The sequence below is a fragment of the Streptomyces sp. NBC_00273 genome, from assembly GCF_036178145.1.
GTDB lineage: Bacteria > Actinomycetota > Actinomycetes > Streptomycetales > Streptomycetaceae > Streptomyces.
The window spans coordinates 8,795,300-8,814,115 of the sequence record NZ_CP108067.1 but is presented as its reverse complement, the minus strand read 5'-3'; the positions used below and the strand labels follow the sequence as shown (position 1 = coordinate 8,814,115).

The window sequence follows — 18,816 nt, the reverse complement described above, 5'->3', positions numbered from 1 at the left end:
CGCCGGCGCCTTCGTGAGGTCGGCCGGCGTCGTGGCCGAGGGCCGCACGGAGCCGACATCGGGTGGGCGTCGCGCGGTCAGGCCGCGGCCCAGCGGTCCGCGATCAGCGCGGCCTGCTCCCGTAGCGCCTCGATCAGTTCCTGGGCAGCGCCGGCCGAGGTGGACCGCAGTACGGCGACGCTGATCTCCCGGGCGAGATCGGGTCGGGCCAGGGGGCGGACCACCAGGTCGGGCCTGGACTGTCCCAGCGCGAGCCGCGGAACGAGGGCCACGCCCGTCCCCGCGGCGACGAGGCCCTGGACCACCGCGTAGTCGTCGGTGCGCATCACGTGCAGGGGCTCGTACCCCTCCTGGCCGCACGCCCATGCCAGCACGCGGTCGCAGGGGTCGTGCGGGTCGGCGGCGCCCACCCACGCGGTGTCCCGCAGTTCCCCGAGTGACACCTCGTCCCGCGATGCGCAGGGGTGGTCCTCCGGCATGACCAGGAGCAGCGGGTCGGACAGCAGCGGGTGCACTTCGAAGTCCTCGTCGAGGTCGAGGCTGTCGCCCGGCTGTGAGAAGACGAGGGCGGCGTCGAGCTCCCTGGCCCGCAACCCGCGCAGCAACAGGGGGAGCTCGCCCTCGGTGAGCGAGATGTGGACCCCTTGCCGGTGGAGGCGCTTGACCGCGGGGGCCAGCAGCAGGGCGCCCGCCGTGGGGAACGTGCCGATGTGCAGGGTGCGCGTGCCGCGCTCGGCGAGGTTGCGCACCTCCAGCTCCGCGTGGCGCAGCCGATCGAGCACGGCTTCGGCGTGCGGCAGCAGGGCTTCGCCGAGCTCGGTCAGCGTGGCGCCGCGCGGTCCGCGCTGGACGAGCCGGGCGTTGAAGTGGGCTTCCAGGGCGGCGAGGTGGTGGGTGATCGTGGGCTGGCTGTAGTGCAGTGCGCGGCCGGCTGCGGCGAGCGAACCCTCCTGCGCAATGGAGCGGAGCACCTGGAGCTGCCTGACGTCGAGCATATAGACATCGTATGGAGGGGTAACGAAAAGTCCATCGTTCCTCAATGGCTGGACGGCTGTCACGCTCCGGGGGTGAACATCAGAACGACCGAACACCGCACCCCCTCCCCCACCCCATCCTCCGCCCCCTTCCCCGCTTCCGTCCCCGCTTCCGTCCTCGCCGCTGCGGTCCCCGCGCCCTCCCGTCCTGGCGTCGGCCAGCTGCGTGCCCCGTACGCCGAGGCGGTGCTGGGCCATGCGGGACGGGATTGGCTGAGGCTGAACGTCCCCGGCCACGCCGCGGCCCCCGGATCGGACCTCGCCGCCTTCTTCGGCCCGCGGATCACGGCGCTGGACTTCCCGCCGCTGCTCGACAGCATCGACCTCGGCCGGGACACCCCGCTCGACGGGGCGCTGGCGCTGGCCGCCGAGGCCTGGGGCGCGCGGCGCACCTGGTTCCTGACGAACGGCGCCTCGCAGGGCAATCAGATCGCCTCGATGGTCGCCCCCGCCCTGGGACGCACGCTGGTCGTGCAGCGCAGCGTGCACTCCAGCGTGATCGACGGGCTGGTGCTGTCGGGCATGGACGCCGTCTTCGTCCAGCCGTCCGTCGACCCCGAGCAGGGCATCGCCCACGGTGTGACGGCCGCGGACGTGGCGGCGGCGCTCGAACGGACACCGGACGCGGCCGCCGTGTACGTCGTGTCCCCGAGCTACTTCGGCGCGGTGGCCGACGTACGCGCCGTCGCGGACGCCGCCCACGCCGCAGGGGTACCGCTGATCGTCGACGAGGCGTGGGGATCGCACTTCGGCTTCCACCCCGGCCTCCCCGCGAACGCCCTCTCCCTGGGCGCCGACCTGGTGACCTCGAGTACGCACAAGCTGGCGGGCAGCCTGACGCAGTCGGCGATGCTCCACCTGGCGGAGGGCCCCTTCGCGGACCTGCTCGAACCGCTCGTGGACCGGGCGTTCCGGCTCGTGCAGTCCACCAGCGCGAGTGCGCTGCTGACCGCGTCGCTCGATCTCGCCCGGAGGAACCTGGTCACCGACGCCGACGCGACGGGCAGCTCGGTCGAGGCCGCGGACCGGGTGCGGGGCGCCGTTCGCGCGCTGGGCCGCTTCACGGTGGTGAGCGACGGGTTCCACGCCTTCCCCGACATCGTCCGGGCGGACCCGCTGCGCATCGCGATCGACACCCGCGCCGGCGGGATCACGGGCCACGAGGCCAGGCGCCGGCTCTTCCGGGACCATCAGGTCATGGTCGAAGTGGCGACCGACGCGGCGATCGTCGCCGTGATCGGCGCGGGGTCCGTCCCCGACACGGACCGGTTCGTGGAAGCGCTGCACACCCTGCCCTCCCCGCTCACCACCGACTCGGCCGACTCGGCCGACTCGGCCGGCGGCATGCTGCGGCTGCCGGCGCCCGGTGCCACGAAGCTCACCGCCCGCGGGGCGTTCCTGAGCCCGGCCGTGGTCGTGGCCGCGGAGGAGGCCGTCGGTCGGATCTCCGCGGACACCCTGGCGGCGTACCCGCCGGGCATCCCCAACGTCCTGCCGGGCGAAGTCATCACCGCCGAGGCCGTCCGGTTCCTCCAGCGGACCGCGGCGGCGCCGAACGGCCACGTCCGCGGCGCGCTCGACCCGGGCGTGACGCGCCTGCGCGTCGTCGCCTGAGACCGGGCACGCCCGGCGTTCCACCCAGCGCCCCCACGTTCTCCCCTGCACACCGTCCCCAAGAGAGAGCACAGCCATGGCCGCACGCATACCGACCCGACGGACGATCGCCGCCGTCCTCGCCACCACCACCGCCACCTTGCTGCTGGGCGCCTGCGGGGACCAGACCGAAGCCGGCCGGAGCGCCGCCGCCGGCGGTGCCGGTAGCGGCGGTGGCGCGAAGAGCGACGCCCCGCTCTTCGCCGAGCTGCCCGCGGACGTCCAGCAGGCCGGTGTCATCAAGGTCGGCACGGACGCCACGTACGCCCCGATGGAGTTCACCGAGAACGGAAGGATCGTCGGCGTCGACCCGGACGTCGCCGAAGCGCTCGGCAAGCAGCTCGGCGTGAAGTTCGTCTTCACCAGCGGCACCTTCGACAGCCTCATCACCTCCCTCAACTCGGGTCGGCAGGACATCGTGATGTCGTCGATGAGCGATACGGTGGCCCGCCAGCAGGGCCTGGACGACAAGGGCCAGAAGACCGGCAACGGTGTCGATTTCGTCGACTACTTCGTCGCGGGCTCCGTGGTGTACGTCCAGAAGGGCAACCCCCAGCAGATCAGGTCCATCGCCGACCTGTGCGGAAGGAAGACCGCCGTCCAGCGGGGCACCACCTTCGAGGACGTGGTCAAGACCCGGTCGAAGGAGTGCGAGGCGGCCGGGAAGCCGGCCGTCTCGATCGAGTCCTTCCCGACCGACGCCGAGGCCCAGACCCGCGTCCGGGCGGGCGGCGCCGTCGCCGGGGTCAACGACTACCCGGTGGCCGCCTACCTGGCCCTCAAGACCGACGGCGGAAACGCCTTCGAGATCGTCGGCAACCAGATCGAGGCCGGCCCCTTCGGAATGGCCGTGGCCAAAGACAGGACCGAACTGCGCGACGCCCTCAAAGCGGCACTGGCGGCGATCATCGAGGACGGTTCGTACAAGAAGGCACTCGACAAGTGGGGTGCGGGCACGGGGGCGGTCGCCTCGGCGAACGTCAACGCCGGCTCCTGACCCGCACGCCCCGCTGAAGGGCGAACCACGGAGACCACGGAGGAGGGGGGTACGGACCGCGGTCCGTACCCCCCTCCTCCGCTCCGGCGTCTAGCCGAGCAGTCGGCGCTTCTGCTCGGCGAACTCCGTCTCGGTCAGCACGCCCTGTTCCTTGAGGGTGCTGAGCTGCTTCAGTTGCTCGATCTTGGTGGTCATGTCGTCGGCCGGCGGTGCCGCGGCGGGCGGCGGGGGCGGCGGTGCCGCCGCCTGCTGCTGGGCCTCCATCTCGGCCTGCTGCTGGGCGTCCTGTTGCGCCCAGCGGCCGCCCTGGCGGCGGGACACGCGGTTGGACACGGCGGTGGCGGTGCCCGCAATGACGGCGGTGCGGGCGACCCCGCGAAGGAGTCCGGGCATGGTGCTCATCTCCAGGCTGTGTGGGCTTCACTCTCCGGCGGGCGGTTCCTCCAGTGCGTCCAGCGACGCCAGCAGGGCCTGTACGGGAATCCGTCCGGCGGCCACGAGCTGCGCTCCGCCGCGCCGCAGGGCACGGGCGAAAGGGGCCGCCCAGGTGTTCTCGTACACGATGACCCCGGCCGAGCTCCCGGGTTCCAGGGCGGCGGCGGCCTCCTGGATGTCGCCGCCGTCGAGCAGACCGGACGACGCCCCTTCGAACACGGTGAGGTCGACCTCGCCGCCACCGAGGTCCTGGAGCTCCAGCGCGGTCACCGTGCCGTCCTCCTCCTTACGGATGAAGGCGAAGTCGAAGATGCGGATGATGCCCCGGTCGACGAGGTCGACGAGGATCGGGAACCCCTCGCCCGTCATACGGTTGCCCGGGAACTCGACCACGATGTAGTCGACCGGGCCGAGTTCGTCGATGTCGCCGAAATCGGCTCGCGGCTCGGTCTCGCTGCTCATGGCAGCTCCTGTCGGAGAGGGGGGAAGGTCTTTTCATTCCAGCACGCTGCCCGCTCCCCCGCACGTCTGGCCGGTCCCGCCGGCACGGTCAGCAGGTCAGCTGGTCAGCTGGTCAGCTCGTAGATGCTTTGCGCGGTCAGCCACAGGCCGAGCAGCAGGCAGAGGAACACGATGGCCTCGTCCTTGTGGCCCTCCATCCAGGCACGCATCCGCAGCAGCCGGGCCTGGGCGGCCTCCGGTGCGAACACCATGTACAGCTCCGCGGCCAGCAGGCTGGAGCTGGCCAGCAGACAGAAGCCGAAGAGTGCGATGAAGGTGGTCGCGTGCGAGGTGTCGGCCTCGATCACGGTCGTCGCGCCCGCCGCGACCATGCCCCACGGCTGGATCAGCACGGCCAGGCCCGCCGCGGCCCACACCGAGCCCACGTCCACGTGGGAGGGCTTCGGGGCGGCGGCCCGGGCCGCCTTCTCCTTCCTGCGGCGGTAGCGGCGCACCCCGTAGACCACCAGTCCCACCCCGATGGCCAGCTTGAGCGCGAGCGCCGCCACGCCGGGCGGGGAACGCGGCGACGGGGGCTGGCCGCCGGTCAGCGCCAGCACGATCGCGATCACCACGACGAGGTTGGCCAGCCACGCCAGGATGAAGGCCAGCCCCTTCCACACGCCTCTGGGCGAAGACACCACGAGGATGAACGCCATCATGGGCAGCGGGTAGAGGGCGATGGCCAACGCGATGAGCATGAGGTCGAGGACCATGGCGCCCCAATCGTGCGACGACATACGACACTACGCACCGGACCGGGCTCCGACACCTTTTGCCCATCGAGATGCCGCCCTCGTCTTCGTCCACCAACCTGGACCAAGACGAAGGAGGCCCGCCATGACGACGACCCGGCATCCGCCGTCCGTGCCGTACGCCGCTGCGGGCCGCTGATGTGGTCGGAGCGGAAGGCACGGTGGCGCGAGCGCTCCCGGGAGCTGGCCGCGGCCGCCAAACGGACGCAGGAGCGGGCCGAGACCCGGTTCCCCGTGATCACCCATGTCACGGAGCGCATGATCGGCGTGAACATCTTCGACTCGGCCACCCGACTGGCCGCCCAGTGCTTCCTGACCGCCGTGCCGCTGCTCTTCGTCGTCGCCTCGTTCGCCCCGGAGGGGGTGCGCGACCAGCTGGTCTCCTCCGTGCGCACGATGTTCGGCCTCACCGGACAGGCGAGCGCCCAACTCGGCGACATGTTGGACGGCTCCGGTGAGGAGGACATCCGCAACGCCGTCGGAGCGGTCGGCGCCGTGATCGTGCTGCTGTCGGCGACCGCGGTGAGCCGTGCCATGCAGCGGCTGTGCAAGCGTGCCTGGCAGATCCCGCGGGGCGGGACGAGGGTCGCGATCTGGCGCTGGTTCGCCTGGATCCTCGCCTGGATGGTCCTGCTGATCTTCCAGGGGCCGGTCCGTGACGGATTCGGACTCGGCCTGTGGCTCGGGATCCCCCTCACGCTCCTCCTCCAGACGGCGGCCTGGTGGTGGAGCCAGCACCTGCTGCTGGGCGGGGTGATCGAGTGGCCCCCGCTGCTGCCCGGCGCGCTCATCACGGCCGCCGCCGTGACCGCGCTGTCGCTCGGAGCGCGGTTTTACATGCCGATCGCCCTCAACCGGTCGCTCGCCACGTACGGGTCCACCGGCTCGGTGTTCGTCGTCCTGTCGTGGCTGATCGTGCTGTGCGTGGCGGTCGCCATCGGCATCACCCTGGGCGCCGCGCTGGCGCAGGAGCCGTACCTGGCACGGCGGCTGGGCAGCCCGGTGCCGGGCGGGCTGCGGCAGGAGAGCCCCTGAGGGACCCTGCGGGCGCCCGCGGGGCAGCGGTGTGGGGTGAGTGCCATGCTGGGAGACAGGGGTCCTGGTGGCCGGGAGGTCCGACGATGACGATGCGCGACACGACGGCGACCGCGGCCCCGACCGCGGCGGAAGAGGGTCCCGGGCTCTCGGCCGAGGACCGGGCCGTGAACGGCCGGGCCGCCCGGGCGGCGACTCCCCGATCCGCCCACGGGGACTTCGAGCCGTCGTCCGACCGGGCGGACCCGATGGACGTCATCGAGCGGCAGTCCGCCACCCGGCTGCAGGAGCTGGTGCCGATCCGCTACGGCCGAATGGCTGAATCACCGTTCCGCTTCTATCGGGGCGCCGCCGCGATCATGGCCGGTGACCTGGCCGGCACACCCGACTCGGGTATCCGCGCCCAGCTGTGCGGCGACGCGCACATGCTGAACTTCCGGCTGCTCGGCTCCCCTGAACGGAACCTGCTGTTCGACATCAACGACTTCGACGAGACGCTGCCCGGGCCGTGGGAATGGGACGTCAAGCGGCTGGCGACCAGTCTGGTCATCGCCGGCCGGGAGAACGGCTACTCCGACGGCGAGCGCGCGTCGATCGTGACGGCGGCGGTGCGCAGCTACCGCGAGCAGATGCGCGCTTTCGCCGGGATGCGCACCCTCGACGTCTGGTACGCGAGGGTGGACGAGACGCACCTCCAGGCGCTGGCGGAGGGCTCGCTCCACACCCGCGGCCGCAAGAACGTGTCCGAGGCGCTGAGCAAGGCGCGCGGTCGCGACAGCCTGCAGGCGTTCGAGAAGCTGACCGAGGTGGTCGACGGCCGGCGCCGCTTCGCCGCCGTGCCGCAGCTGATCACACCGGCTTCCGAACTGCTGCCGGGTCAGGACCAGGATTCGGTCGAGGACCAGATCCGGGAGGTCGTCGGACGGTACAAGCTCAGTCTCCAGACGGACCGCAAACACCTCCTGCAGCAGTACTCCATCGTCGACATGGCCCGCAAGGTGGTGGGCGTCGGCAGTGTCGGCACGCGCTGCTGGATCGTCCTGATGCTGGGCCGCGACGGCGATGACCCGCTGATCCTGCAGGCCAAGGAGGCCGGTGATTCGGTGCTCGCCGCGTACGCGGGCCCCAGCGAGTACGCCACCGGGGGCGAGCGGGTCGTGGCCGGCCAGCGGCTGATGCAGGCCGCGAGCGACATCTTCCTCGGCTGGCAGCAGACGCACGGGCTCGACGGCCTCGAACGGAGCTTCTACGTACGCCAGCTGCGCGACTGGAAGGGCATCGCCGAACCCGCCCGGATGGTACCGCGCGGCATGCGGGTCTTCGCCGGCTTGTGCGGCGTGACCCTGGCGCGGGCGCACGCCCGGTCCGGCGACCGGATCGCCATCGCGGCGTACCTGGGCCGTAGCGGCGTCTTCGACCAGGCGCTCGTGCGGTTCGCGGAGAGCTACGCCGACCTCAACGAGCGCGACCACCAGCGTTTGGTGGACGCCATCGCCTCCGGGCGGGTGACCGCCGTCGCGGCCTGAGCCGGACCGGGCCGGCGCTTCGGCCAGTCGGCTGACACGGTGGGCGAGGTGCCCGGCCGCCTCCCGCGGCCGTGGCACTCTGCGCGCATGACAGCGGCGCAGGCGGGCCCGGCCGGGACGGCCGGGAACGCGGGGAACACGAAGCTCATCCTGCTGACCCTTGCGGCCGGGCAGTTCCTGATGGCCCTGGACAGCTCGGTGATGAACGTCTCGATCGCCACGGTGGCGGAGGACATCGGCACCACGGTGAGCGGTATGCAGGGCGCGATCACGGCCTACACGCTGGTAATGGCGATGCTCATGATCAGCGGTGGCAAGGTCGGCGCGCTCATCGGCCGCAAGCGGGCGTTCATGATCGGCTGCGTCATCTACGGACTGGGTTCCCTGACGACCTCGCTCGCCCCGAACCTGACGGTCCTGCTGTTGGGCTGGTCGTTCCTGGAGGGTGTAGGAGCGGCGCTGATCCTGCCCGCGATCGTGGCGCTCGTCGCCTCGAACTTCGACAAGGCGCAACGGCCCGCCGCCTACGGCCTGGTCGCGGCGGCGGCAGCGGTGGCGATCGCGGTCGGACCGCTCATCGGCGGCTTCGCGACCACCTTCTTCTCCTGGCGTTGGGTGTTCGCCGGGGAGGTCGTGATGGTCCTCGTCATCCTGCTGCTGGCCCGGCGGATCGCCGACGCGCCCCCGGAGCACCGGCCGCGGATCGACGTGGTCGGTGCGGTCCTGTCCGCGGCGGGCATCGGGCTGTTCGTGTTCGGCATCCTGCGGACCAGCGAATGGGGCTGGTTCCGGCCCAAGGCCGGGGGCCCCTCGTGGTTCGGCGTCTCGCCCGTCGTCTGGCTGGTGCTGGCCGGGCTGATGCTGGTCTGGCTGTTCTTCCGCTGGGAGGCGCGCCTGGCGACGCGGGGCGCTGAACCGCTCGTCGACCCGGAGCTGTTGAAGAACCGGCAGCTCTCCGGCGGGCTGACGATGTTCCTCTTCCAGTACCTCGTACAGATGGGCGTGTTCTTCGTCGTCCCGCTCTACCTGTCGGTGGCGCTCGGCCTGTCCGCCCTCCACACGGGCGCGCTGATCCTGCCGCTCTCCATCACCCTGCTGGCCGCCGCGATCGGGGTCCCCAAGTTCAGCCCCAACGCCTCACCCCGGCGCGTCGTGCGGCGGGGCATCCTGGCGATGTTCGCCGGCGCCGTCATTCTCATGGCCGCCCTCACCCCGGATTCCGGCCCGGAGGTCGTCACCGTCCCCATGCTGCTCATCGGGCTCGGGATCGGGCTGCTCGCCTCACAGCTCGGGGCCGTCACCGTGTCGGCCGTACCGGACGAGAAGAGCGCCGAGGTCGGCGGCATCCAGAACACCGTCACCAACCTCGGCGCCTCGATCGGCACCGCCCTCGCCGGGTCGATCATGATCGCCGTGCTGACGACCTCGTTCCTCACCTCCATCGACCAGAACCCGGCGATCCCGGCCGACGTCAAGACCCAGGCGCACACCGCCCTCGCCGGCACTGCCCCTTTCCTGTCGGACGAGCAGCTCAGTGAAGCCCTCGAAGCCGCGGGTACGGATCCGGTGGTGGCCCAGGCCGCACTCGACGCGAACGAGAAGGCGCGGATCGAGGGTCTGCGGGCCGCACTCGCCCTCCTCGCTCTGGCGGCCCTGCTCGCCCTCTTCTTCACCCAGCGCATCCCCGCGGCCCAGCCGGCCGCGGGGCGCGGCCCGGCCGACGCCCCGTCATGACGGGTGCGGGCTAGGGGTCGTCCCGTCGGCGGGGGCGGACGTGTCCTCGGCGAGGAAGTCCGTGACCGCGAGCGCGAAGAGGAGGGCGAGGGCGAGTCCCACGACCACCCAGCCGGTGGGGTAGGACCACAGGACGTACACGAGGACGGCGATGGCCACCAGGACCCAGGTGAACCAGGAGCGGTGGCGCCGGATGAACGGGCCGACCGGGCCGGTACGCAGGCCCAGCCGATCGGCGGTGGCACGCGTGGCGACGATGCCGGAGTGCCAGATCTGGCGGGCCGCCGTGGCGTACTTGCCGGGACCGGAGAGCCAGGCGGCGAGGGCGATCACGATGCCGAGGACCACGACCATGCGGATCGTCGTGCGCAGCAGGCGGATCATCGCGTCGTAGACGGAGCCGGCCGCGGCCTGGGAGACGGTGTCCGGGAGCGCGTTGAGGTAGACGGTGCGGAAGACGGTCAGGCCGAGCCCGAGGACGGCGACGGAGAACGCCACCGCGAGGGCCGCGGTCACCAGGATGCGGCGCCGGTGGGCGGAGAGCAGCACGCCCGCTGCGACGAGCAGCACGGCGATGATCGGCAGCCACACGCCGAGGATCTGCAGGAGCCGGAAGCCCGTCTTGACCCGGCCGATGTCATTGGACTGCACGACGGTGAAGTCGGTGTGGATCTCGGGGATCTTGGCCGCGACGCCCATGCCGGCGTCCACGAGCCGTGTCTTCACCTGTTCGATCACCGGCGCGAGGTCGATGCTCACCGCGTCGTTCTTGATCTTCACCGCACCGTCGCCGCTGCCGGTCAGGGCTTTGACGAGCGAGGTGTGGATGGTGCGGTTGGCATTGGTCCAGATCGTCTCGAACTGGTCCGAGGCGATGACGTCCTGCGCCTTCTCCTTCACGAAGCTGCTGACCGCGCCCTCCAGCGAACCGCCGAGCTTGCCCAGTGCCTTCTGGAGCAGCGGCCGTTGGTCGGGGGCCACGTCCTCCAGCAGGGTTGCGAGGTCGAGGTGCTCCATCAGGGCGGCGGTGACGCGGTTCGCGGCGGCCGCCTGGACGTCCGGGTCGGAAGCCAGCGGGGCGACCGTGGCGACGTAGCGGTCGGTGTTCCCGACGATGCTGGACGTCCAGGACGCGACGATGCCCAGGGGGGCCAGCACGCAGCCGATGATGATCAGGAGGGCGGACAACAGCGACTTCATCCGGTGCTTCGGCGGAGTCCGCTGCGCGGCCTCCGATTCCAGGGCGGCGACCCTGGCCCGCAGTGCCGCGAGTTCGCCCGCGCTCTCGTCACCCTGCATGGCTGACCTCCTACGGGGTCGGGAGCCGTGGATCCCGGAGGATCGGTGGATGACGCTGTACCTGCACCGGAGCAGGCGGTGGCGGCTCCCCATTGCCCCACAGCCTGCCCCGGCGCGCCGGGGACGGCATCTGCAGTTCGGCCGTACGAATGAACGCGGCGGGCGACATCAATGCGGCGGGCGACGCGGCACGGCCGGGGGGCGGTGAAGGTGAACGGCCGCGGGCTCGCTGAGTGCTGCCAGGCGGCGGGGAGGACGTCCGTAGGGACCGGACGATCGGGGGAAGGAGGAGTACCCACTCCTTTCCACTCTCAAGTTATAACGCACAGGGGGGCTTGCGGCAAGGCCCCGCTCGTACCGCAGAATCGCTCCTCGAAGCCAGGACCTGCGAAAACGGGAGATCCCCATAGTGCGTGCGCTGTTGTCGGTTGACGGGTCGTTCGATGAGTTCGCGGGTGTACCACCGCAGATCGGAGCTGCTGATTTGACTTCCCCTACCACCACCAGTGCGTTCGACCTTCCCGCCCGCCTCTCCCCCAAGGCCGATCCGGCGCTGATCGGCCGCGACGAGAAGCACTTCGCGGCCGTCGCGGAGAGCCTGGAGCAGACGATCACCGAGCTGTCCGACCGTCTGGAAGCACTGCGCCGGGCCCCCGGCCGCCTGGGCCGCGAAGCGATGGACCGGGACGTGGAGATCCACCGGCTGACGGGTCGTCTGCGGGCCCTGCGGCGCTTCGGGTTGGACCTGTGCCTCGGACGGATGGTCGGCGAGGACGACCCCGAGCCCGTGTACGTCGGGCGGCTCGGCCTCACCGACGGCGCGGGGGGCCGACTGCTGATCGACTGGCGCTCGCCCGCGGCCGAGCCGTTCTTCGCCGCGACCCACGCCGACCCGATGGGCCTGGCGAGCCGCCGCAGGTACCGCTGGACCCGCGGCCGGATCGGTGACTACTGGGACGAGGTGTTCACCGCCGACGGGTTCGAGGGACACGCCGCGCTCGACGACCAGTCCGCCTTCATCGCCGGACTGGACGGCAGCCGGTCCCCGCGGATGCGTGACGTGCTCGCCACCATCCAGTCCGACCAGGACGCCATCATCCGCGCCGGTTCGCGCGGCGCCCTCGTCGTCGACGGCGGTCCGGGCACGGGCAAGACCGTCGTGGCGCTGCACCGCACCGCGCACCTCCTCTACTCCGACCCCCGCCTCGGTCACCGTCGGGGCGGCGTGCTGTTCGTCGGTCCGCACCAGCCCTACCTGACCTACGTCGCCGATGTGCTGCCCAGCCTCGGCGAAGAGGGCGTGCAGACCTGCACGGTGCGGGACCTCGTCGCCGAGGGGGCCGGGGCCGAGGCCGATCCGCGGGTGGCGTTCCTGAAGTCGTCCGCGGACATGGTGAAGGCGATCGAGAAGGCCGTCCGGATCTACGAGGAGCCGCCCACCGAGGGGATGACGGTCACGACCCCCTGGTCCGACGTCTGGCTGAGCCCGGACGACTGGGCCGAGGCGTTCGAGGCCGTCGCGGGCACTGCGCACAACGAAGCGCGCGAGCAGATCTGGGAGGAGCTGGTGACGATCCTGCTCGACAAGTTCGACGACGAGGACCTCTCGCCCGACCTGTTGGGCAGATCTCTGCGGTACGACGAGGAGCTGGTCGCGGCGCTCGACCGCGCGTGGCCGACGATCGATGCGGCCGACCTCGTCGGGGACCTGTGGTCGGTGCCGTCCTACCTGCGGATGTGTGCTCCGTGGCTCAGCCGCGAGGACGTGGCGGCGTTGCAGCGCGCGGACGCCCGGGCCTGGACGGTGTCCGACCTGCCGCTCCTGGACGCGGCGCGGCAACGGCTCGGCGACCCGGAGTCGGCACGGCGGCTGCGGCGGCGGAGCGCCGCGGTGGCGGCCGAACGCGAGCGCATGTCCGGGGTCATCGACGACCTGCTCGCGGCCGACGACGACGGTGAGGGCGCGGTGACGATGCTGCGCGGCAAGGACCTGCAGGACAGCCTGATCGACGAGGGCGCGCTGCCCGGGGCCGACCCGGACCTGCTCGCCGGACCGTTCGCGCACGTCGTCGTCGACGAGGCCCAGGAACTGACCGACGCGGAGTGGCAGATGCTGCTGCTGCGCTGCCCGTCCCGCAGCTTCACCATCGTCGGGGACCGCGCCCAGGCCCGGCAGGGGTTCACGGAGTCGTGGCGGGAGCGGCTGGAGCGGATCGGGTTGGACCGGATCGACGTGGCTTCCCTGAGCATCAACTACCGGACGCCCGAGGAGGTGATGGCGGTGGCGGAGCCGGCCGTCCGGGAAGCGCTCCCGGACGCGAACGTGCCGACCTCGGTCCGCAGCAGCGGCGTTCCCGTCGTGCACGGCTCCGTCGCGGATCTGGACGCGGTCCTCGACGCCTGGCTGGACGCGCACGCCGACGGGGTCGCCTGTGTCATCGGCGCCGAGGACATCGGGGCCGGCGCCTTCCGGGAGACCTCCCGGGTCCGGTCGCTGACCCCGGGGTTGTCGAAGGGGCTGGAGTTCGACCTCGTCGTCCTCGTCGACCCGCAGACCTTCGGCACGGGGATCGAAGGAGCGGTCGACCGCTACGTCGCCATGACCCGGGCGACGCAGCAGCTCGTCATCCTCACGAGTTCCTGACCCGGCCGTCGAACGGCCGCTGCCCGCCTCCGGCGATCTCGGGGCGGGACCCGGCGCCCGGCCGGCCGGGCCCCCGCCGCCGCCGGAGCACCGCGGCCACCAGGATCACGAGGACCGCGGCGCCGTAGGCGCTCGCGCCGAGCGCCGGCCGGTGGCCGAAGACCGGTGCGAGGAGGTAGACGGCCGCGCCCGCGAGGGCGAGGCCGAGCCACTCCCAGCGTCCGTCCAGGGCCACGAGGGCGATCAGGAGCAGGGCGTACCAGGAGTAGCCGGGGGTGAGGAGCGCGAAGGCGCACCCGGTGACCAGGAGGGCGCCGCTCCACGGCTGCCGGGGGTCGCCGCGCCGCATCACGTACAGGGACACGCCCGTCATGGCGGCGAGGAGCACCGGGAACGTCCAGCTGTCGGGCAGCACGAGGCGGAGCAGGGCGTAGCGGGAGCCGGCGGAGGGGTCGTCGTAGCCCTCCTCGTCCACGTAGCCGCCGAGGTAGCCGAGGACGGAGCCGTGTGAGAGGAGGACGTAGGGCAGGTAGGAGAGCAGGACGAAGGCGGCGGCCGGGACCAGGACGGCGGCCGCGTCGCGGACCCGGCGCACCCCGGAGAGCGCGCCCGGTAGGACGACGGCGGGCATGAGTTTGGTGGCGACGGCGGCGCCGAGGACCAGGCCTCCCGCTGCCCGGCGGGGAAGGCCGCGCTCCGCGACGAGGCCGAGGCCGGTCACCGCGAGCAGTACGCCGAGGACGTCCACGTGGGCGTTGTTCACGGCTTCGATCGGTACGGCGGGACACCACGCCCAGTACGCGGCCCTGCGCGGGTCCAGGCCCCGGCGGCGCAGGATCAGCAGCAGCGCGCCCGTCACGCCGAGGGAGAGGAGGCCGGCGCCGATCTGGAGCGGCTTGTGCCGGGCTCCGGCCGGGGAGAGCCGGTCCACCGCCAGGAAGTACGCCTCGGCGACGGGCGGGTAGATGGTGTGCACGGCGGGCCGGTTGATGCGGGTGCAGTGCGGGACGGGGCCGCCGCCGGGAAGCGGGGCACGGTCCGGGCCCGCGCAGTCGGCGCCCGTGGGAAAGAGCCAGGGGTCGCGCAGCCGGGCCGGTCCCGGGTCCTGCGGGGCGTGGTCGTACGGGGAGATGCCGGCCGACTGGACCCGCCCGTCCCAGGCGTAGCGGTAGGAGTCGGTGCTGGTACGGGGCGGGGCCACCAGCCCGGTCGCGGCGACGGCGAGGGCCCCGGCGAGGAGCAGGGGCCGGGCCCGGTCGGCCGGGACCCGGCGCAGTGCGAGCACGGCGAGGGCGAACAGCGCCCAGCAGGCCGCGTACCGGAGGAACAGTCCTGCGGCGTCGGTGAAGTAGCCGTCGTGGCGGATGGTGAGGACGAGGACGGCGGTCAGGGCGACGAGGGCCGCGACTGCGGTCGGGACGGGCGGGACGGTGCGCGGTTTCACCCCCGCAGCGTCCCAGCAACGGGGCCGCACGTGGCGTGCGCCGTCCCGCACGTCCGCATTCCGTAAGGTGTTCCACCCGCCCATCGGGACGTCGGCGGGGTGTCATGGGCCCATGCGCTTCACTCCGCCCCCGAACCCGCCGATCACCTTCACGGCGCGGCTGCACGACGCCCGTACCGCAACGGCGATCGGCCGCCTGCTCGGGCTCGCCGTCGTCGTCTGTTTCGCCACCGGTGTGCTCAGCCACTTCCTCCAGCACCCGCCGGTCTGGCTCGCCGACCGGCTGCCGAGCCGCCCGTACTGGGGCTACCGGCTCACCCAGGGCCTGCACGTGGCCTCGGGCGTCGCCGCCATCCCGCTGCTGCTCGCCAAGCTGTGGACGGTCTACCCGCGGCTCTTCGTCTGGCCGCCGGTACGGTCCGTGCGGCACGCGCTGGAACGCCTCTCGGTGGCCGTGCTCGTCGCCGCCGCGGTCTTCCAGCTGTTCACCGGGCTGCTGAACACCTTCCAGTGGTACCCCTGGCCGTTCTCGTTCGTGCCCGTGCACTACGCCGTCGCCTGGCTCCTGCTGGGGGCGCTGCTGCTGCACGTCGCCGTTCAATGGCCGCGGATCCGCGACCACTTCACCCGCCGCTCCGCGGGCACCCTGGCCCTTCCCGAGGCCGACGGGCCGGACCGGCGGCAGCTGCTGGCGGCCGTCGCGGCGGGGGTCGGCGCGGTCACGCTGACCACGGTCGGGCAGTCCGTCACCGCGCTCGGCCCGCTGGAGCTGTTCGCTCCGCGCAGCCCGGCCCACGGTCCGCAGGGGCTTCCGGTGAACCGTACGGCCGCCGCGGCGGGCGTCACCGAGGCCTCGCTGGACGGCTGGCGGCTGACCCTGGCCGGGCCGCGCCCGGCCGTCCTCACCCTGGCGGAGCTGCGCGCGCTCCCGCAGCACGAGGTGACCTTGCCCATCGCCTGTGTGGAGGGCTGGAGCAAGTCCGCCCGGTGGACGGGGGTGCGGGTACGGGACCTGCTGGAGCGGGCCGGCGGGGGCCCGGACGCACGCTGCCGGGTGGTGTCGCTGGAAGTGGCGGGCGCGTACCGGGTGATGGAGATGGGGCACCTGTACGCGCAGGACCCGCTCACCCTGCTGGCGCTGCGCCTGAACGGTGAGGTGCTGTCCCTGGACCACGGCTACCCTGCGCGGATCATCGCCCCGAACCGGCCGGGCGTGCTCCAGACCAAATGGGTCGGACGACTGGAGGTGGTGTGATGGCGTTCCGGTATGCGATCGGCGGCTTCGGCCTGGCCGTCATGGCCTTCGGCGGCTTCCTGCTGGTGCGCGAGCCCGAGCCGTGGCGGATCGCCCTGTGGCTCGTGGGCGGGGTCCTCGTGCACGACGGCCTGGTCGCCCCGCTGGTCATCGCGGTCGGGGCGCTGTGCGCGGCGGCGGGTCTGCGCCTGTGCGGGGTGCCGCGCGCCGCATTGGTCGTCGCGGGGTCCCTGACCGTGATCGCCCTGCCGCCGCTCCTGCGCCCCGGGGGCGTGGCCAACGCGTCGGTGCTGCCGTTGGACTATCCACGGAACTGGCTGCTGGCGATGGCCGCGATCGGCGTGCTCACGGCCGCGTACGCGGGAGCACGCGCGTGGGCGCGGGCGCGACGGCGGTGCGCGGCCCTGCGGCGCTGACGAGGGGCACGACGAAGGGGGAGTTGAAGCCCGTGCGGCACCAACTCCCCCTTTCCCTTTGCCTGTCAGCGCCGCAGGTCCACGAAACTGCGGCCCGCGGCCTGCCAACCGGCGGACCGGGTCCAGCCTGCGTCCGCGGCTTCGCCGCAGAGGGCGCGGGCGCCGAGCCGGGCCCACCAGAAGGGCGCCCCGTGGCCGCCGCGGCCGTCGTCGACGTGGACCTCCACCCGTTCGTCGACGTCGGCGGTGGTCACCTCGACCAGCAAGGAGCCGTCCGGTGCGGCGAGTTGGGCAGCGCGGCGGAGCAGTGCGGCCGGGTCGCCGCCGATGCCGATGTTGCCGTCGATGAGCAGGACCGTGCCCCAGCGTCCCTCGCCGGGCAGCGGATCGAAGACCGACCGGCACAGGGCGCTGCCGCCGGCCCGCGTCGTACGGGCCACGGCCTCGGGGGTGACGTCCACACCCAGCGCCCGGTGCCCGCGTGCGGCCAGGGTGGCGACGAGGCGCCCGGGGCCGCAGCCGATGTCCAGGACGGGCCCGGTGCAGCGGGCGAGGACGCCCTCGTCGGCCTCGTCCGGTTCGGCGCACCACCGCTCCACGTCCAGCGGCAGGAGCCAGCCGTCCGAGCGCCGCAGGTAGAGGGGGCCCTGGCCGGCGCGCAGCGCGTCGGCGTAGGGGTCGGCCCGCCAGGCGAGGGCGGGTTCGACGAGCTGGGCCGTCATCGTGTCACCGTGCGCAGGCCCGAGTGCAGGGCGGCGAAGCGGGTACCGGGCACGGCGGCGGCGACCCGCGCCGCGTCGGCCGGGGTGTCCACGTCGCACAGCTCGGGCAGGTCCCGTACCGCCCGCCCGGAGGCGGTCAGTCGGGCGCGCTGCAGCTGGCCCGTGGTCGGCAGGGACATCGGCACCCCGAGGAGCAGGGCCGGGTCGGGCTCGGCCAGGCCGAGCGCCCAGAACCCGCCGTCGTCGGCGGGGCCGAACCAGGCGTCCGCCTCGCCGAAGTCGAGTCCGCGGGCAAGGAGGTCCGGGGTGACCTGCGGGGTGTCCATGCCGATGAGCAGGGCCGGTCCGGCGGCCCGGGCGAAGGCTGCGGCCAGCCTGGCGTCGAGCCCGCCGGCGCACTGCGGCACGACCTCGATGCCGTGGGGCAGCCACGGACCGGGCGTTCCGTCGAGTACGAGGACGCGCCGCCGGGCCGGGGTGTCGAGTACGGCGGCCAGGGTGTCCTGGAGCGCGGCGCGCGCCAGGCGGGCGGCCTGCTCGGGGGTGAAGTGCGGGGTGAGGCGGGTCTTGACCCGGCCGGCGACGGGGGCCTTGGCGATGACGAGCAGGGTGCTCATGCCGACACCCCCTCGGCGGGATCGGACCGGATGCCCGGGGGCTCGGCGAGCACCTTGCGCATGTCCCGTACCGCCTGCCAGGTGCCCCGCCAGGTGCCGGTCACCTTGGACTTCCCGGAGCGGGGCAGGTACGGGACGTCGGTCTCGGCGACGCGCCAGCCGGCGTCGGCGGCCCGTACGACCATTTGGAGCGGGTAGCCGCTGCGCCGGTCGGTCAGTTCCAGGCCGAGCAGTGCCTCGCGGCGCGCGACCCGCATCGGTCCGAGGTCGTGCAGTCGCAGTCCGGTGCGGCGGCGCAGCATGCGGGCGAGCGCGAGGTTCCCGGCGCGGGCGTGTACCGGCCAGGCGCCGCGCCCCTGCGGGCGGCGGCGGCCGAGCAGCAGGTCGGCCTCGCCCGCGGCGACGCTCGCCGCCATGGCGGCGAGCAGCCCGGGGTCCATGGAGGCGTCGCAGTCGCAGAAGCAGACCAGGTCGGCGCGGGCCGCGAGGAGCCCGGCGTGGCAGGCGGCGCCGAAACCGCGCCGGTCCTCTTGCACGACGGTGGCGCCCAGGCTCCGGGCGATCTCCGCCGAGCCGTCGGTCGAACCGTTGTCGACGACGATGGCGCGCCACCCGGCCGGTACGCGTGCCAGCACCCAGGGCAGGGCCTGTGCCTCGTCGAGGCACGGCAGTACGAGGTCCGCGCGGGGCGGAGCACAAGCTGATGAAGTCACCCTCCACACCGTAGGAATCAGGTCCGGGGAAAAGGG

General features: G+C 72.8%; 17 protein-coding genes. 8 read left to right on the top strand and 9 right to left on the bottom strand.

Translation table 11 applies throughout. The annotated features are described in order from the left end of the window. Positions 1-77 precede the first annotated feature (77 nt). Positions 78-995: a LysR family transcriptional regulator gene (locus tag OG386_RS39470; RefSeq protein WP_328792132.1), complete on the bottom strand. Its 918-nt coding sequence runs from the start codon at positions 993-995 to the stop codon at positions 78-80. Positions 996-1,067: 72 nt separating this feature from the next. On the opposite strand from OG386_RS39470, the gene OG386_RS39465 reads away from it, so the two are divergent. Both OG386_RS39465 and OG386_RS39460 read left to right on the top strand, forming a co-directional pair. After that, complete coding sequence (locus tag OG386_RS39465; protein ID WP_328792131.1) at positions 1,068-2,648, top strand: aminotransferase class I/II-fold pyridoxal phosphate-dependent enzyme; 1,581 nt, start codon at positions 1,068-1,070, stop codon at positions 2,646-2,648. A 76-nt stretch (positions 2,649-2,724) separates the two neighbouring features. Beyond that, on the top strand, positions 2,725-3,684 hold the full coding sequence (locus OG386_RS39460; RefSeq protein WP_328792130.1) for an ABC transporter substrate-binding protein: 960 nt from the start codon (positions 2,725-2,727) through the stop codon (positions 3,682-3,684). 90 nt (positions 3,685-3,774) lie between these two features. On the opposite strand, the gene OG386_RS39455 is transcribed toward OG386_RS39460, so the two are convergent. From OG386_RS39455 to OG386_RS39445, 3 genes are all read right to left on the bottom strand, one after another. Then, positions 3,775-4,077: an SHOCT domain-containing protein gene (locus OG386_RS39455; RefSeq protein WP_328793519.1), complete on the bottom strand. Its 303-nt coding sequence runs from the start codon at positions 4,075-4,077 to the stop codon at positions 3,775-3,777. A 27-nt stretch (positions 4,078-4,104) separates the two neighbouring features. Next, positions 4,105-4,581 carry a DUF6325 family protein gene (locus tag OG386_RS39450; protein WP_327387368.1) on the bottom strand — a complete coding sequence of 159 codons (477 nt, stop codon included), beginning with the start codon at positions 4,579-4,581 and terminating at the stop codon, positions 4,105-4,107. A gap of 104 nt (positions 4,582-4,685) precedes the next feature. Continuing rightward, positions 4,686-5,336 (bottom strand): GAP family protein, encoded by a 651-nt coding sequence (locus tag OG386_RS39445; protein WP_328793518.1) that lies wholly within the window; start codon positions 5,334-5,336, stop codon positions 4,686-4,688. A gap of 177 nt (positions 5,337-5,513) precedes the next feature. Here OG386_RS39445 and OG386_RS39440 point away from each other — a divergent pair, with 177 nt between their 5' ends. The 3 genes from OG386_RS39440 (at position 5,514) to OG386_RS39430 (ending at position 9,670) form a co-directional block, all read left to right on the top strand. Further along, the gene (locus OG386_RS39440; RefSeq protein ID WP_328792128.1) at positions 5,514-6,410 is read left to right on the top strand and encodes a YhjD/YihY/BrkB family envelope integrity protein; all 897 of its coding nucleotides are present in this window, start codon (positions 5,514-5,516) and stop codon (positions 6,408-6,410) included. 86 nt (positions 6,411-6,496) lie between these two features. Beyond that, positions 6,497-7,936, top strand: a complete 1,440-nt coding sequence (locus OG386_RS39435; protein WP_328792127.1) for a DUF2252 domain-containing protein — start codon at positions 6,497-6,499, stop codon at positions 7,934-7,936. Positions 7,937-8,023: 87 nt separating this feature from the next. Beyond that, complete coding sequence (locus OG386_RS39430) at positions 8,024-9,670, top strand: MFS transporter (RefSeq protein WP_328792126.1); 1,647 nt, start codon at positions 8,024-8,026, stop codon at positions 9,668-9,670. On the opposite strand, the gene OG386_RS39425 is transcribed toward OG386_RS39430, so the two are convergent. Beyond that, positions 9,665-10,969, bottom strand: coding sequence for a hypothetical protein (locus OG386_RS39425; RefSeq protein WP_328792125.1), 1,305 nt, complete (start codon positions 10,967-10,969; stop codon positions 9,665-9,667). The two genes, OG386_RS39430 and OG386_RS39425, sit on opposite strands and share 6 nt — an antisense overlap. Before the next feature lie 484 nt (positions 10,970-11,453). On the opposite strand from OG386_RS39425, the gene helR reads away from it, so the two are divergent. Next, positions 11,454-13,613 (top strand): RNA polymerase recycling motor ATPase HelR, encoded by a 2,160-nt coding sequence (helR, locus tag OG386_RS39420; RefSeq protein ID WP_328792124.1) that lies wholly within the window; start codon positions 11,454-11,456, stop codon positions 13,611-13,613. Here the strand turns inward: helR and OG386_RS39415 are convergent. Then, positions 13,600-15,057, bottom strand: a complete 1,458-nt coding sequence (locus OG386_RS39415; RefSeq protein WP_328792123.1) for a glycosyltransferase 87 family protein — start codon at positions 15,055-15,057, stop codon at positions 13,600-13,602. The genes helR and OG386_RS39415 overlap by 14 nt on opposite strands. 112 nt (positions 15,058-15,169) lie before the next feature. Here OG386_RS39415 and OG386_RS39410 point away from each other — a divergent pair, with 112 nt between their 5' ends. Then, a complete protein-coding gene (locus tag OG386_RS39410) occupies positions 15,170-16,312 on the top strand; it encodes a molybdopterin-dependent oxidoreductase (protein WP_328792122.1) in 1,143 nt (380 codons plus the stop codon). Further along, on the top strand, positions 16,312-16,728 hold the full coding sequence (locus OG386_RS39405) for a hypothetical protein (protein WP_328792121.1): 417 nt from the start codon (positions 16,312-16,314) through the stop codon (positions 16,726-16,728). Before OG386_RS39410 ends, OG386_RS39405 begins: the two co-directional genes overlap by 1 nt. A gap of 65 nt (positions 16,729-16,793) precedes the next feature. On the opposite strand, the gene OG386_RS39400 is transcribed toward OG386_RS39405, so the two are convergent. Genes OG386_RS39400 through OG386_RS39390 form a run of 3 tightly spaced genes read right to left on the bottom strand, consistent with a single transcriptional unit; the run spans position 16,794 to position 18,780 of the window. Beyond that, positions 16,794-17,450: a class I SAM-dependent methyltransferase gene (locus OG386_RS39400; RefSeq protein WP_328792120.1), complete on the bottom strand. Its 657-nt coding sequence runs from the start codon at positions 17,448-17,450 to the stop codon at positions 16,794-16,796. After that, the gene (locus OG386_RS39395) at positions 17,447-18,067 is read right to left on the bottom strand and encodes a TIGR04282 family arsenosugar biosynthesis glycosyltransferase (RefSeq protein WP_328792119.1); all 621 of its coding nucleotides are present in this window, start codon (positions 18,065-18,067) and stop codon (positions 17,447-17,449) included. Before OG386_RS39395 ends, OG386_RS39400 begins: the two co-directional genes overlap by 4 nt. Next, positions 18,064-18,780 carry a glycosyltransferase family 2 protein gene (locus OG386_RS39390; protein ID WP_328792118.1) on the bottom strand — a complete coding sequence of 239 codons (717 nt, stop codon included), beginning with the start codon at positions 18,778-18,780 and terminating at the stop codon, positions 18,064-18,066. The genes OG386_RS39395 and OG386_RS39390 overlap by 4 nt, the downstream gene beginning before the upstream one ends. Positions 18,781-18,816 lie beyond the last annotated feature (36 nt).

Coding starts and splice junctions, on each gene's coding strand:
- OG386_RS39435 (WP_328792127.1), top strand. CDS start 6,497: ATGACGATGCGCGACACGACGGCGACCGCGGCCCCGACCGCGGCGGAA.
- OG386_RS39450 (WP_327387368.1), bottom strand. CDS start 4,581: ATGAGCAGCGAGACCGAGCCGCGAGCCGATTTCGGCGACATCGACGAA.
- OG386_RS39460 (WP_328792130.1), top strand. CDS start 2,725: ATGGCCGCACGCATACCGACCCGACGGACGATCGCCGCCGTCCTCGCC.
- OG386_RS39400 (WP_328792120.1), bottom strand. CDS start 17,450: ATGACGGCCCAGCTCGTCGAACCCGCCCTCGCCTGGCGGGCCGACCCC.
- OG386_RS39445 (WP_328793518.1), bottom strand. CDS start 5,336: ATGGTCCTCGACCTCATGCTCATCGCGTTGGCCATCGCCCTCTACCCG.
- OG386_RS39440 (WP_328792128.1), top strand. CDS start 5,514: ATGTGGTCGGAGCGGAAGGCACGGTGGCGCGAGCGCTCCCGGGAGCTG.
- OG386_RS39455 (WP_328793519.1), bottom strand. CDS start 4,077: ATGCCCGGACTCCTTCGCGGGGTCGCCCGCACCGCCGTCATTGCGGGC.
- OG386_RS39425 (WP_328792125.1), bottom strand. CDS start 10,969: ATGCAGGGTGACGAGAGCGCGGGCGAACTCGCGGCACTGCGGGCCAGG.
- OG386_RS39405 (WP_328792121.1), top strand. CDS start 16,312: ATGGCGTTCCGGTATGCGATCGGCGGCTTCGGCCTGGCCGTCATGGCC.
- OG386_RS39430 (WP_328792126.1), top strand. CDS start 8,024: ATGACAGCGGCGCAGGCGGGCCCGGCCGGGACGGCCGGGAACGCGGGG.
- OG386_RS39395 (WP_328792119.1), bottom strand. CDS start 18,067: ATGAGCACCCTGCTCGTCATCGCCAAGGCCCCCGTCGCCGGCCGGGTC.
- OG386_RS39410 (WP_328792122.1), top strand. CDS start 15,170: ATGCGCTTCACTCCGCCCCCGAACCCGCCGATCACCTTCACGGCGCGG.
- OG386_RS39470 (WP_328792132.1), bottom strand. CDS start 995: ATGCTCGACGTCAGGCAGCTCCAGGTGCTCCGCTCCATTGCGCAGGAG.